Consider the following 13,536-nt stretch of genomic DNA (forward strand, 5'->3'; position numbering starts at 1 on the left):
GAGCTCAGGAGTCCATCATGCTTGCCATCGACGACATCCAGGCCCTGTCCAATGCGGTCAGCGGTCCGGTCGCCTTGCCGGACAGCCTCGAATTCGCGGAGGAGACCTTCGCCTTCAACGTCGCAACGGTGCACCGGCCCGACGTCGTGCTTGGTGCCGCGGATGCGCAGGACGTCGCAGCCGCGGTGAAATGGGCGGCGGAACGCCGGCTTCCCGTGTCCGTCCAGTCCACCGGGCACGGCGCCTCTTCCGCGATCGACGGCGGTCTGCTCATCAACACGCGGCGCCTGCAGGACCTGCGGATCGATCCGGTTGAACGTACGGCACGCGTCGGCGCAGGTGTGAAGTGGCGCACCGTCCTAGAGGCGAGCGTGCCGCACGGATTAGTCGGATTGCACGGCTCGAGTACCGATGTGGGCGTCGTCGGGTACACGGTGGGCGGGGGTCTGCCCGTGCTCGGCCGCGCCCATGGCTTCGCGGCCGACCATGTTCGCAGCATGGACATCGTCACCGCCGACGGTGCGCTGCGCCGAATCGATGCCGACACCGAGGCCGAGCTGTTTTCACTGATGCGCGGGGGCAAGGGCAACTTCGGGATCGTGACCGCACTAGAGTTCAGCCTCTTTCCGGTCAGTGAGTTTTACGGGGGCGGCATCATCTATCCCGGGGCGGACGCGGCCACGATCCTGGCTGCCTTCCGTCAGTGGCTGCCCACGCTGCCCGACGACGCCTCGCCGTCGATCTCCCTGCTGCGTCTTCCGGACATGGACTTCGTACCCGAGCCGCTGCGGAACCAGTTCGTCGTGCACCTGCGCTTTGCCTTCCTGGGCAACCGCGAGGACGGCGACGCGCTGCTTGCCCCGATGCGTGCGGTGTCGACTCCGTTGATGGACACAGCCGGGCCCATGAGCTACCTCGATGTCGACCAGATCCACATGGATCCGGCGGACCCGCTGCCCTTCACGGAGGGCGGAGCGATCCTGAAGGATTTCGGCGACGAGACTGTTGCGGACCTGCTTGAACTCACCGGGGACCGTTCGGGCTGTCCGCTGCTGCTGGTGGAGATCCGGCCGTTCGGCGGCGCACTGTCCCGGGCCGCATTGTCCCAGGCTGGGCCGCCGGATGCGGTGTCGGGACGGGACGCGGCCTTCATGCTGTTCCTCGTCGGCTTCAAGACACCGCCCATTGCGGAGGCGGTGGCGGCCTCCATCCGCGGGATCCTTGCCGCGATGGCTCCCCACTCAACCGGATATACCCTGGTCAATTTCCATGGCGAGCCCGGCGACGAGGCCGACCGGGCCAGGGCCTGGTCTCCCGCCGTCTACGAGCGGATGCGGTCCGCGAAGTCCGCTTACGACCCGGGCAACCTCCTGCGCTTCGGCCACACAATCACCGGGGCGCCGCCGGCGTCGTGAACAGGGCCGGGCTGTTTGGCCAGGTTAACCACGACGGCGGCCCGGCACCTTTGCTGCGAAAGGTGCCGGGCCGCCGTCGAACCCTCGTCGATTGCTCCATAACTGCCGTTTTGACCCCTCAAAAGGGCAGCTGCGGAGCACTCGATGGGGGAAATTAGCTGGCGAGCCAGATGTCCGGGCCGAAGACCTCGTAGTGGATCTTCGTTGCGGGGATGCCTGCGTTGATGGCCTCGTTGCGGATGCTCTTCATGAACGGCAGCGGACCGCACAGGTACAGCGAGGCATTGGCGGGGAGGTCCACTTCGCGCAGGGACATAAAGCCCTCCCTGGTTCCGGCGACCGGCCGCTCGAGCCAGAGCTGGAGGTCGGCACCGTCGAGGCGCTCGACGTCGTCCGTCATCTGGGAACGCAGCGCCCAGGACTCGAGGTCGCTTTCCGCGTGCAGGACCAGGACCTGGCGGTCCGAGCCGGAGTCCGCGAGGGAGCGGAGGATGGACGCGGTGGGCGTGCAGCCGATGCCGGCGGAGGCCAGGACGACGGGGCCTTCGCCTTCCTTGAGGGTGATCTCGCCGTAGGGGTTGGAGATCTCGAGGATGTCGCCCACCTGGACGTTGTTGTGCAGCACCGGGGAGACTTCGCCGCCGTCGTCCTTCTTGGTGGTGAAGCTGCGGCTCGTGCCCGCGTCGCCGGAGAGGGAGTACTGGCGGACCTGGCGGAGCCCGTCCGGGAGGGTGACCTTCACGCTGACGTACTGGCCCGGGAGGGCGGAGGTGATGGGTGTGTCGTCCGCCGGTTCCAGGGTGAGCGTCATGGAACCGGTGCCGGCGGCGGTCTTGGCGGCGACCCGCCACGGGCTCCACATCGTGCCGTTGGCCTGGGCGGCGTAGAGGCCCTTTTCCAGCTTGATCAGCGCGTCCGCCATGAGCCAGTAGACCTCGGTCCAGGCCTCGGCGATCTCCGGGGTGATGACCTCGGCCAGGTCTTCGGCGATGGCGGCGAACAGGTGCTCGTAGACCACCTGGTACTGCGGTTCGGTGATGCCGAGAGAGGCGTGGCGGTGGGCGATGCGGGCCAGCACGGTCTCCGGCAGGGTTCCGGGGTTGTTCACCAGGTGGGTGGCGAAAGCGGCGATGCTTCCGGCCAGGGCCTGCTGCTGGTTGCCGTTGCGCTGGTTCGAGCGGCTGAACAGCCCGTCCAGCAGTTCCGGGTGCGCTGCGAAGAGGCGGGCGTAGAACTTGGGGGTGATTTCACCGATCCGGGATCCGACCAGCGGCAGGGTGGCCTCGATGACGGGGAAGGACTTGTCCGAGAGCATATTGACTCCTGAGGTAGTGGCCCGGGGTCTGCAACCGGACCGATGCAAATACCAGCATTTAAAATGCGTGTATTTATAGCTCAGTTCTACATGGCGTAGAAAACAAGTTCAAATCGACGGGATTCCCGGGCGTGGCGGGTCCGGTGCCGCGGTGGTTTTGGAGGTGGCCGGCAGAGAGTGGCGGCGCGTCGGCTCAAAGCCCGGGGCGCAGCCCGATCGCCTGGAACACCGGCGCCATCTGCCGGGAGGTTGGCAGCGACGCGACGACGATGCCGTCCAGTTCGCTGTAGAAAGCCTCGCGGGCGCGGGCGAGGGCTCCGCGGAGGCGGCATTCGTTGATCAGCGGACACGCCCCGCCGGCGCCGGCGCAGTCGGCCGGATCGGTGCGGGTGTCCAGCTGGCGCAGGAGCTGGCCCACGGTGGCGAGCCGGCCGGCGCTGCTGAGCCGGGCACCGCCGTGCCGGCCGCGCTCAACGTCGATCATGCCCAGCTCCCGCAGCTTCGCCATCGCCTTGCTGACATGGTTGTACGGCGTCGCGACGGCGTCTGCGATGCTCTGGGTGGTGAGGAGCCCGCCGTCGGGAGCGGCCGCGAGCACCATCATGGCGCGCAGGCTCACATCCGCGAAGGCGTTGATCTTCATAACACCAGTTTACGGGCGGTCTAGTCCACCCAGACGCCGGGCTCGTTGGTATCGGCGGAGAGCTCCCCGAATTCGAGCTCACGCGTTGCGGGGTTCGCTGCGTACGGAAGGACCGCCGCGAAGAGGGAACCGTCGCGGTGCTCCGCGGCCACGTGGATGGCGTCCGAGGCTTCCTCCAGCAGGGTGATGTCGCAGACGATCGCGGCAGCGCGGAACTCGTCCCGGTGCTGGCGCAGCAGCTCGGTGAGGTCGCTGATCATCGAGTCCGCGTCGAAGTCCGCATCAGCGCCCTCGGCCGCGTCGGCGGGGGTCACGGCGACAAGGCGGACCTCGCCGTCGTTCTCGACCACCAGGGCGAACGGCAGGAACCCGCCGTTGCGCTCAAGCTGCTCCTGGGCGGCTCCGACCCCGGTGCCGAGCAGGTTCTCCAGATCGGTGGCGCTGGCCTCGGGGACGCTGTCGCGCCACGACCCGTCAGTGGACGCCGGTGCGGGCTCGGCTGCGGTTTCCGCCGGCAGTTCCGACACGGTCCTAGCCCCGGACCAGCGCCAGGACTCGGTCGCGGACGCGTTCCATGGTGGCGGCGTCGGTCGCTTCGACGTTGAGGCGCAGGAACGGCTCGGTGTTGGAAGGGCGCAGGTTGAACCAGTAGCTGCCGTCAGTGGCGATGAACGTGCTGCCGTCGAGGTAGTCCACCTCGACGTCCTCGTCGTGGAAGTCGTGCCGGACGCGCTCGACGGCGGCGGCCTTGTCCTCGATTTCCGAGTTGATCTCGCCGGAGGACATGTAGGGCTCGTATTCGCGGCCGAGCTCGGACAGCGGACCGTCCTGCTCTCCGAGGGCTGCCAGGACGTGCATCGCGGCGAGCATGCCGGCGTCTGCGTTCCAGAAGTCGCGGAAGTAGAAGTGGGCGGAGTGTTCGCCGCCGAAGATGGCGCCCTCTGCGGCCATCACGGCCTTGATGAAGGAGTGGCCGACGCGGGTGCGGACCGCCCGGCCGCCGTGGCGTTCCACCAGTTCGGGGACGGCGCGGGAGGTCAGCAGGTTGTGGATGACGGTAGGAGTTGACTCGCCGAGGCCCTGGGCGCGGGCAATCTCGCGGCGGGCCACCATGCCGGTGATCGCGGACGGGGAGACGGGTTCGCCCTTCTCGTCGATGACGAAGCAGCGGTCGGCGTCGCCGTCGAACGCCAGTCCGATGTCCGCGCCGTGCTCGACGACGGCGGCCTGCAGGTCACGCAGGTTTTCCGGTTCCAGCGGGTTGGCGGGGTGGTTCGGGAACGAACCGTCGAGTTCGAAGTACAGCGGAATGATCTCAAGGGGAAGCTTGGGCAGCAAGGCGTCGCCGAGGACTGCCGGCGTGGTGAGGCCGGCCATGCCGTTGCCGGCATCGACGACGACCTTCAGCGGGCGGGTGCCGCGGAGGTCCACGAGGCTGCGGAGGTACTCGGAGTAGCCCTTCAGGACATCGTGGACACCGATCAGGCCGCGGCTGGGGGCGGCGGGGATGGACCCGGAGTTGAGGTATTCCTCGGCCCGCGCCTGGATTTCCTTGAGCCCGGACTCGGAGGAGATCGGCTCGGCGCCGGCCTTGGCCATCTTGATGCCGTTGTACTCCGCTGGGTTGTGGCTCGCAGTGAACGTCGCGCCGGCTGCGTTGAGCGCACCGCAGGCGTAGTAGAGCTCATCGGTGGAGATGAGGTCAAGCAGCTGGACGTTGGCTCCGCGGGTGGCGGCACCGTTGGCGAAGGCCTTGCTGAATTCGGGGGAGGAGGGGCGCATGTCGCCGCCGACGAGAACCGTCTTGCCCTCCAGCTGCAGGACGTCGACGAACGCCGCGCCCACAGCCTCGACGATTTCCGCGGTAATCGATTCGCCGACGATGCCGCGCACGTCGTAGGCCTTGAAGGAGGCCGAGAGGTCAAAAGTCTTTGTCTTTTCCGTAGTCACGCGTCTTATCTTACGTTGAAGCCGATTCGGGCCGTGGAGGAGCGGTGGCGGATTCCGTCAGCCGCCGGACTGCCGGGGCAACCGCAGTGATTGTCCACATAGCGGCGCCCGTGGCTTCGTGGCTGTCGGAGGGGGCTGGGATACTGAAGCAATGGCCAATAACCAGAACGCTGCAGTCCTGTCCGCTCCGCACGCCGCATCCGCCGGACAACCGGGGACGCGGGAGCAGGCCCAGGAGGTCCTGCGCGAGCTGGTCGGGCACCCGGACGCGGAGTTCCATGACGGCCAGTTCGAGGCGATTGAGGCCCTTGTCGACGGCGGCCGGCGCGCCCTCGTGGTGCAGCGCACCGGCTGGGGAAAGTCGGCGGTGTACTTCGTCTCGTCCCTGCTGCTGCGGCGGCGCGGCGCCGGGCCGACCCTGATCGTGTCCCCCCTGCTGGCGCTGATGCGTGACCAGGTGGCCGCAGCGGCGCGGGCCGGGGTCCGGGCGGTGGCCATCAACTCCGCCAACCAGCTGGACTGGGACACCGTCCGCGAACAGCTGGCGGCGGACGAGGTCGATGTCCTGCTGGTCTCGCCGGAGCGGCTCACCAACCCCTCCTTCCGCGAGAACCAGCTGCCCGAGCTGATCCGCCGCACCGGTCTCCTGGTCATTGACGAGGCGCACTGCATCTCCGACTGGGGCCATGATTTCCGCCCGGACTACCGGCGCATCGCGGACCTGATCACCCAGCTGCCGGATACCGTCCCGGTCCTGGCCACCACTGCCACGGCCAACTCCCGGGTGGTCCACGACATCGAGGAGCAGCTCGGCGCCGGTGTGCTGACCATCCGCGGCGCCCTGGGCCGCGAGTCCCTCCGGCTGGGTGTGCTGAGCCTGCCGGACTCCCGCGACCGGCTCGGCTGGCTGCTCACGCACCTCACAGACCTGCCCGGCAGCGGAATCATCTACACCCTGACGGTCTCCGCGGCCGAGGACACCGCGCGGCTCCTGGCCGAAGCCGGCCACGAGGTCCTCGCCTACACCGGACGCACCGACCCGGCGGACCGGGAACGGGCGGAACAGCTCCTCAAAGACAACCAGGTCAAGGCCCTCGTTGCCACGTCCGCCCTGGGCATGGGCTTCGACAAGCCGGACCTCGGGTTCGTGGTGCACCTGGGGGCGCCGTCGTCCCCGGTAGCCTACTACCAGCAGGTCGGCCGCGCCGGCCGTGGCGCCGCCAACGCCGATGTGCTCCTGCTGCCCGGTTCCGAGGACCGCGACATCTGGCAGTATTTCGCCACCGCGTCCATGCCGTCGGAGGAAAAAGCCGGTGCCGTCCTGACGGCGCTCGCCGAAGCGGGGACCGCTGTGTCCACGGTGGCGCTGGAGGCACGCGTGGACTTGCGCCGGACACCGTTGGAGCTGCTGTTGAAGGTCCTGGCGGTCGACGGTGCTGTCGAGCGGGTCGGCGGAGGCTGGCGCGCCACCGGCCAGCCGTGGACCTACGACGCCGAGCGTTACGGCCGGATCGCGGAGGCCCGGGTGGACGAACAGGACTCCATGGTGATCTACCAGGACACCGCGGGCTGCCGGATGGAATACATCACCTCGGTCCTCGACGATGAGACCGCCCGTGCCTGCGGCCGCTGCGACAACTGCGCCGGCACGTGGTTCCCGGCAGACATTGCCGCCTCGGCCACCGAAGCCGCGGGCCAGACGCTGAGCCGCGCCGGTGTCCCGCTGGAACCGCGGCTGCAGTGGCCCAGCGGCATGGACCGCCTCGGCGTTCCCGTGAAGGGCAAGATCAAACCCGAAGAGAGCGTCGCCGGCGGCCGGGCACTGGCGCGGCTTACGGACCTTGGCTGGGGCGGAGCCCTGCGCGAAGCCTTTGCCGCCGGTGCCCCCGACCGCACCGTGGACCCCGGCATGCTGCAGGCGTGTGTGCAGGTGCTCCGCGAGTGGGGCGCGGGTGACAGCCGGACTCCCGGCTGGAGCGGGGCCGGGCGGCCGGCCGCCATCATCAGCGTTCCGTCCCGCAGCAAGCCCGCCTTGGTGGATTCGCTGGCCCGCGGCATCTCGGAGATCGGCCGGATCCCGTACCTGGGGCAGCTGCAGCTTGAGCACGGCGGACCGACCGGAGGGCGCGGGGGCAACAGCGCGTACCGGCTTGCCGGTGTCTGGGACCGTCTCGTGGTGGGACCGGAACTGGAAGCGGCCCTGGCCGGGATCCAGGGCCAGAGCGTCATGCTGATCGACGACCTGGTCGACAGCCGCTGGACCGTGACGGTGGCCGGCCGGGCCCTCAGGCTCGCGGGCGCCGGGGCCGTGCTGCCGTTGGTGCTTGGCCAGGCCGGCTGACCTCGGCCCCTGCATGGAGGGGCAGCGTCAGGCTGTCCAGGGTACTGAGGAGCATGATCACGGCAATCGCCAGGAACGCCGCCCGGTAAGGTCCCGCGGGGTCCCCTCCGGAGGCGCCCGCCTGGGCCATCAGGGGGCCGCTGGCCTCGAAGACCCGGATCAGGAGCGCCCCGATCGCGATCCCGGCCGCCGTCGCGAGCTGCACCATGGTCGCGGAGACGGCGTTGGCGGACGGCAGTTGGGCGGGAACGGTGTCGGCGTACTGCACCGAGGCGTAGGCCGAGAACCCGATGGACCGGAAGGCTCCGCTGGCGACCAGCAGGGCGAAGATCAGCGGTTGCGGCGTGCCGGCGTCGAGCAGGGCGCACAGCGCGAAGGTGGCCGCAGAAGCAAGCGAGGCGAAGACCAGGACCGGTTTGAAGCCGAAGCGGCGGATGAGCGGGGTCGTGGCCGGTTTGATCCCGATGTTGCCAATGAAGACCGCCGCGACAAACACCCCGGCGCGCAGCGGATCCCAGCCGAAGCCGTTCTGGAACATCAGGGGCAGCAGGAAGGGCACGGCGCTGATGGTCAGGCGGTAGATGAAGCCGCCGGTCGCCGTGGAGCGGAACGTCCGGGTGGAAAAGACGCCCAGGTCGAACAGGGGGGAGCGCGTCCGCCGCATCCACCAGGCCGCGGCGCTGAGGAACACCAGCCCTGCCGTGATGCCGATGGCTGCGAAAGCGCCGGACTCGCGGCCGCCGGCCAGCTCGAGACCGACCATGACGGACCCCACGCCCAGGGTCGTGAGCGCCAGCCCCAGCCAGTCCAGGCGGCGGTAACGGTCGCCCTTGGTGCTCGGGACCAGCCGCAGCGCCGCGACGAACGCGGCGAGCCCCAGCGGAAGGTTGACCAGGAAGATCCAGTGCCAGGACAGGAACGTTGTGAGCGCGCCTCCCACCAGCGGGGCGAGGACCGGGGCCAGCAGGCCGGGCCACACCAGGTAGGCCGTGGCGCGGAGCAGATCCTTCTTAGCCGTTCCGCGGAGCACCACGAGGGTGCCCACCGGGACCATCATGGCGCCGCCCGCGCCCTGCAGCGCCCGGCTCAGGGTGAGCATGGTGAGGTCCTGGCTGAGCGCGCACAGCAGCGAGGCCACGGTGAACACGGCAATGGCCAGGCAGAACACGCGCCGCGCCCCGAGCCGCTCCGCCAGCCACCCGCTGAGCGGGATGCCCATCGCCACGGTCATCAGGTAGGCGGTCATGGTGACGTTGACGTCCGCTGACGGGACCGAGAAGTCCGCCGCGATGCTGGGGATCGCCGTGGTCAGGACGGTGCCGTCCAGGAACTCCATAAAAAAGGTGGCGGCGACGAGGAGGGCCAGGCGGGGACTCCACCTGTCCGCGGATGCGCCGGACGGCGGCGAGGGCTCACTCATGCGGGAATCTCCACGACGCCGGGTTCAGTCCCGGGCGGCCGGCCCGGATTCGGCCGGCCCGGATTCCAGCACCGCCATGGCCGCGTTGTGCCCGCCGATCGCGCTCACGGCACCGCCGCGCCTGGCGCCGGAGCCGCAGAGCAGGATCTGCGGGTCATCCGTCGCGACGCCCCAGCGCTGCGCCGGGGTGTCCAGGGGCGCGGTGTCCTCGACGAACGGCCAGTCCAGGCCCCCGTGGAAGATGTTGCCCCGCGGCATGCCGACCGCCCGTTCGATGTCCAGGGTGGTCTTGGTTTCGATGCAGGGCTGCCCGTCCGGGCCCGTCAGCAGCAGTTCCTCGATGGGTTCAGCCAGGACCGAGTTCAGCGACTTCAGGACGGCCGCCTGCAGCTCCGCCCGGCGCCGCTCATTGTTCTCCGCCGTGATCAGCCGGTCCGGGACGTGCAGGCCGAACACGGTGAGGGTCTGCGCGCCGGCGGCCTGCAGCTCCGGGGACAGGATGCTGGGGTCCGTGAGGGAATGGCAGTAGATCTCACACGGCAGCGGGTCCGGGACGGTGCCGGCCGCGGCGGCGAGGTAGGCGGCGTCGAGCTGCGACCAGGTTTCATTGATGTGGAACGTCCCGCCGAAGGCCGCTTCCGGGCTGACCGTTTCATCCAGCAGCCGGGGGAGCCGCTTCAGCAGCAGGTTCACCTTGACCTGGGCACCCTCCCGGAGATGGTTCGGGTTCGTGGTGGGGGCAGTGCCGCTGGAGGGGTCGGAGCTCCTGAGCCGGTCCAGGACCACCGGGGCCACGTTGGCGAGGACCCACGAAGCGGTGGCCGTGTGCTCTGCGCCGTCGTGGCGGTAGCTGACCGTACCTCCGGGGCTGACGGCGGTGACGTCCGCGGATGTCAGGATGGTCGCCCCGGCCTCGCGGGCGGCGCGTTCCAGTTCCCCGGACACCGCGCCCATGCCGCCGACGGGCACGTCCCAGTCGCCCGTTCCGCCGCCGACCAGGTGGTACAGGAAGCAGATGTTCTGCTGCAGGTCCTCGTCGTCTGCCCGGGCGAACGTGCCGATCAGGGCGTCCGTCAGCACCACGCCGCGGACCAGGTCGTGCTGGAGTGACTTGGCGATGGTGTCCCCGATGGGCCGTTCGGTCAGGGCATCCCACACCGCCTCCGCGCCGGCCCGGGCCGCGAGGTTCCTCGCCTCGGACCGCGTCGGCAGCGGCGAGGTCATGGTGGGCCAGAGGGCCTCGGTGAGCTGCCGGAAGCCGGCGTAGAACTCGTTGAAGGCCCGGAATTCGCTGTCGGGAGTCCCGACGGCGGCAAAGGATGCGGCGGTGGCCGCGGCATCCCCGTTGTCGACCAGCAGCGCGCGGCCGCCGTCGTGCGGGTCCGGCGTGTAGGACGAGTACCGCCGCCGCTCCAGCCGGATGCGCAGACCCAGATCGGCGATGACCTGCTGCGGGAGGAGGCTCACGAGGTAGGAATACCGCGAGAGGCGCGCGTCGACGCCGTCGAACGCCTGGGCGGACACGGCTGCGCCGCCGGGATGCTCAAGCTTTTCCAGCAGGAGGACCTGCCGGCCGGCCCTGGCCAGGTACGCAGCCGCGGCGAGGCCGTTGTGGCCGCCGCCGACGATGATCGCGTCAAATGCGCTGTTTTTCGACATGGGGTTGCTCGACATGGGCCTATCCTGCCATCCGGGCCGCCGGAATACGTCTGTTGTCCGGCCCCCGGACGTACCGTGGCGGCGGGCGCCGGAGAGGATGCCGCCACTGGCCGGGGCCGGGTACGCAAAAGGCCCCGGTCCAGGGACCGGGGCCAAACGCGGAGACGGGGGGATTTGAACCCCCGGTGGAGTTGTGCCCCACACTTCATTAGCAGTGAAGCCCATTCGGCCGCTCTGGCACGTCTCCAATTGCTATTAACTAGCCAACCAAGGATACGCAGAAGGTGCCATGCAGTGCAAAACGGCCAACGCGGGGTCACTTCGCGCCCATGCCGGGCCCGCACACCGGCGCGAAGTGACCCCGCGTTGGCCTCGCTGGCAGGTGCCCTGGGTCAGGCGTTCCGGCCTGCCAGCGCCCGCCACAGGAAGTGCTGGCTGCGGCTCTGCAGGGCCGCCGCCTGGCGGTTGTCCGAGGCTCCCGCGTGGCCGCCCTCCAGCGCCTCGTGGAACCAGACGTTGGGAATGCCCATCGCCTGCATGCGGGCGGCCATCTTGCGGGCCTGGACGGGGCCCACCCGGTCATCCGACGTGGCCGTCCAGATGAACGCCTCCGGGTAGTCCACCCCGTCCCGGAGGAGGTGGTAGGGCGAGAAGGTCTTGATGAACTCCCACTGGTCCGGCACGTCCGGGTCGCCGTATTCGGCGATCCAGGAGTAGCCGGCGGACAGCTTGGTGTAGCGGCGCATGTCCAGCAGCGGGACCCCGCAGGAGACGGCGCCGAAGAGCTCCGGGTACTGGGTGAGCATGTTCCCCACCAGCAGGCCGCCGTTGGATCCGCCCACGCAGCCGAGCCGCGCCCGCGACGTTACGCCGCGCGAGATCAGGTCCGCAGCCACAGCGGCGAAATCCTCGTAGGCCCGGTGCCGCTTCTCCTGCAGGGCCGCGCGGTGCCACGAGGGACCGTACTCGCCGCCGCCGCGGATGTTGGCCACCACGTAGACGCCGCCCCGGGTATGCGGGGCGTCCCCCTCGTGCCCGGCGGATTCCTCGGTGCGGCGTTCCAGCCAGGCCCGGCCGATCGCGCCGCTATACGCGGGGGTCCGGGAGATTTCGAAGCCGCCGTAGCCGGAAAGCTGCGTGGGGTTCTGGCCGTCCAGGACCAGATCCTTCGCCGCCACCTGGAAGTACGGCACCCGGGTGCCGTCCTTGGACACCGCAAAGTGCTGCTGGACTTCGTAGGCCTCTTCGTTGAAGAACGACGGCGAAGTCCGGACCACCTCGTGTGTGCTGTCCACCCCGCCGGAGGCGGCACGCTTCAGGGTGCCGCGGGTCAACGTGCTGGGCGTGGTGAAACCGGTGGCCACGAGCCAGAAGTCGTTCCCGGCCCCGGGCGCCTCGGTCTCGGACACAGGGGCGGCAGCATCGGTGCCGTCAGTATCGTCGTCGTCCGAGCCGCCGGCGGTGTCCTCGTCGTCGACGGCGTAGGCGTTGACGTCGTGCAGCGGCGGGCAGGCATCCAGCACGGTCGAGGCCCAGGCGGTGTCCGTGCCGGGCTGGTGCGGATCGAGGACCCGGATCTCCGAGGAGACGTCGCGGAGCAGGTTCAGCAGCAGGAAGTCCCGCGTCCAGCTCCAAGACTGCAGGGACGTGCGCTCGTCCGGGGTAAACAGCACGGACAGGTCCCGGCTGCCGGCCAGGAAGGCCTCGAAGCCGGCGGCGAGCAGGGACCCCGCCGGGTAGGTCGCTGCGCCGACGGTCCAGTCCTTCTGGGGCCGGAACAGCAGCCATTCGCGGTGCGAGCTGAGGTTCACGTCCACCGGAACGTCGATCTGCACCCACTGCCCGTCCCGCAACACCGAGGTGGTCTTCTCGAAGAAGCTGATCCAGTCCACGGCAAAGGTCCGCTCGTGGCCCGGCGTGGAGTCGTGCGCCACGAGCGCCATCATGTGGTCTTCGGGGATTTCGAACAGCCGTTCCGCTGCGGCCAGGGATCCGCCGCGGCGCAGCTTGACGCCGGTCCGGGCATAGGAGGATGTGGTGCTGGGCAGCCCCTCGGCCGTGGAGGCGACCAGTAGCGTGTCCGCGTCCAGCCAGGAGGCGTTGCCCTTCGCTGTCGGCAGGTCGAAGCCGCCGGCCGCGGGGTCCACGAAGCTGCGGGTCTCGACGTCGAACTCGCGGTAGCGGTTCGCGTCGCCGCCGTCGGGGGAGAGGGCAAGCAGCGCCAGCCGGTGCGGCTCGCCGTCGGCCGGGCGCAGGAAGCTGGCGCCGTGGAAGACCCATTCCTCGCCGTCCGCTGCGGCCAGGGCGTCCACGTCCAGCAGGACATCCCAGTCCGGTGCTCCGCCGCGGTAGCTGTCCCAGGTGGTCCGGCGCCACAGGCCCTTCGGGTTTTGCCGGTCCTTCCAGAAGTTGTAGTACCAGTCCCCGTGCTTGCCCACCATCGCGATCCGGTCGGTGGAGTCCAGGACCTCGAGGATGCTGCCTTCCAGTGCGGCGTACTCCGCGTCCTCCAAGAGCTCTTCGGTGCGGGCGTTCTGTTCCCGGACCCAGGCAAGCTGTTCCGCGCCGTAGATCTCCTCGAGCCAGACGTTCTCGTCGACGGGTTCGGGGGCGGTTCCCTCGGTGGCGGCCCCGGCGGGACGGTCGGACGCGGGCGGGGGAGCAGCTTCAGTGGTGGTCATTTTTCCATCCAAGCAACATCGGCGCGCCGGTAGCAAGTCAAGCGGGCGCCCCGCGGAACGAGTCCCGCGACCGTCAGGCGGGTCAGGAGCGCGGGCCCGCAGCGGATACGCT

Annotated in this window: 9 protein-coding genes and 1 tRNA gene; 2 read left to right on the plus strand and 8 right to left on the minus strand. The window is 69.5% G+C overall.

Annotated features, from left to right (window positions below; genetic code table 11):
- The first annotated feature begins 17 nt into the window (after positions 1–17).
- Positions 18–1,415: an FAD-binding oxidoreductase gene (locus tag LDO13_RS02600; protein ID WP_224048526.1), complete on the plus strand. Its 1,398-nt coding sequence runs from the start codon at positions 18–20 to the stop codon at positions 1,413–1,415.
- A 154-nt stretch (positions 1,416–1,569) separates the two neighbouring features.
- On the opposite strand, the gene LDO13_RS02605 is transcribed toward LDO13_RS02600, so the two are convergent.
- The 4 genes from LDO13_RS02605 to LDO13_RS02620 all read right to left on the minus strand — a co-directional run bounded on the left by LDO13_RS02605 (position 1,570) and on the right by LDO13_RS02620 (position 5,323).
- Positions 1,570–2,730: a globin domain-containing protein gene (locus tag LDO13_RS02605; protein ID WP_224048527.1), complete on the minus strand. Its 1,161-nt coding sequence runs from the start codon at positions 2,728–2,730 to the stop codon at positions 1,570–1,572.
- Between the two features lie 193 nt (positions 2,731–2,923).
- Positions 2,924–3,373, minus strand: a complete 450-nt coding sequence (locus LDO13_RS02610) for an Rrf2 family transcriptional regulator (protein ID WP_224048528.1) — start codon at positions 3,371–3,373, stop codon at positions 2,924–2,926.
- A 20-nt stretch (positions 3,374–3,393) separates the two neighbouring features.
- Positions 3,394–3,900, minus strand: coding sequence for a hypothetical protein (locus LDO13_RS02615; protein ID WP_224048529.1), 507 nt, complete (start codon positions 3,898–3,900; stop codon positions 3,394–3,396).
- A 4-nt stretch (positions 3,901–3,904) separates the two neighbouring features.
- Positions 3,905–5,323 (minus strand): phosphomannomutase/phosphoglucomutase, encoded by a 1,419-nt coding sequence (locus LDO13_RS02620; protein ID WP_224048530.1) that lies wholly within the window; start codon positions 5,321–5,323, stop codon positions 3,905–3,907.
- A 151-nt stretch (positions 5,324–5,474) separates the two neighbouring features.
- Here LDO13_RS02620 and LDO13_RS02625 point away from each other — a divergent pair, with 151 nt between their 5' ends.
- Positions 5,475–7,664, plus strand: coding sequence for a RecQ family ATP-dependent DNA helicase (locus LDO13_RS02625; RefSeq protein ID WP_224048531.1), 2,190 nt, complete (start codon positions 5,475–5,477; stop codon positions 7,662–7,664).
- Here LDO13_RS02625 and LDO13_RS02630 read toward each other — a convergent pair.
- The 4 genes from LDO13_RS02630 to LDO13_RS02645 form a co-directional block, all read right to left on the minus strand.
- Positions 7,609–9,084: an MFS transporter gene (locus LDO13_RS02630; RefSeq protein ID WP_224048532.1), complete on the minus strand. Its 1,476-nt coding sequence runs from the start codon at positions 9,082–9,084 to the stop codon at positions 7,609–7,611. The genes LDO13_RS02625 and LDO13_RS02630 overlap by 56 nt on opposite strands.
- A 24-nt stretch (positions 9,085–9,108) precedes the next feature.
- A complete protein-coding gene (locus LDO13_RS02635; RefSeq protein WP_224048533.1) occupies positions 9,109–10,758 on the minus strand; it encodes an NAD(P)/FAD-dependent oxidoreductase in 1,650 nt (549 codons plus the stop codon).
- Positions 10,759–10,902: 144 nt separating this feature from the next.
- Positions 10,903–10,990 (minus strand) — tRNA-Ser (locus tag LDO13_RS02640).
- Positions 10,991–11,135: 145 nt separating this feature from the next.
- Positions 11,136–13,424, minus strand: coding sequence for a prolyl oligopeptidase family serine peptidase (locus LDO13_RS02645; protein ID WP_224048534.1), 2,289 nt, complete (start codon positions 13,422–13,424; stop codon positions 11,136–11,138).
- Between the last annotated feature and the right edge of the window lie 112 nt (positions 13,425–13,536).

Source organism: Arthrobacter sp. NicSoilB4 (assembly GCF_019977335.1).
GTDB lineage: Bacteria > Actinomycetota > Actinomycetes > Actinomycetales > Micrococcaceae > Arthrobacter.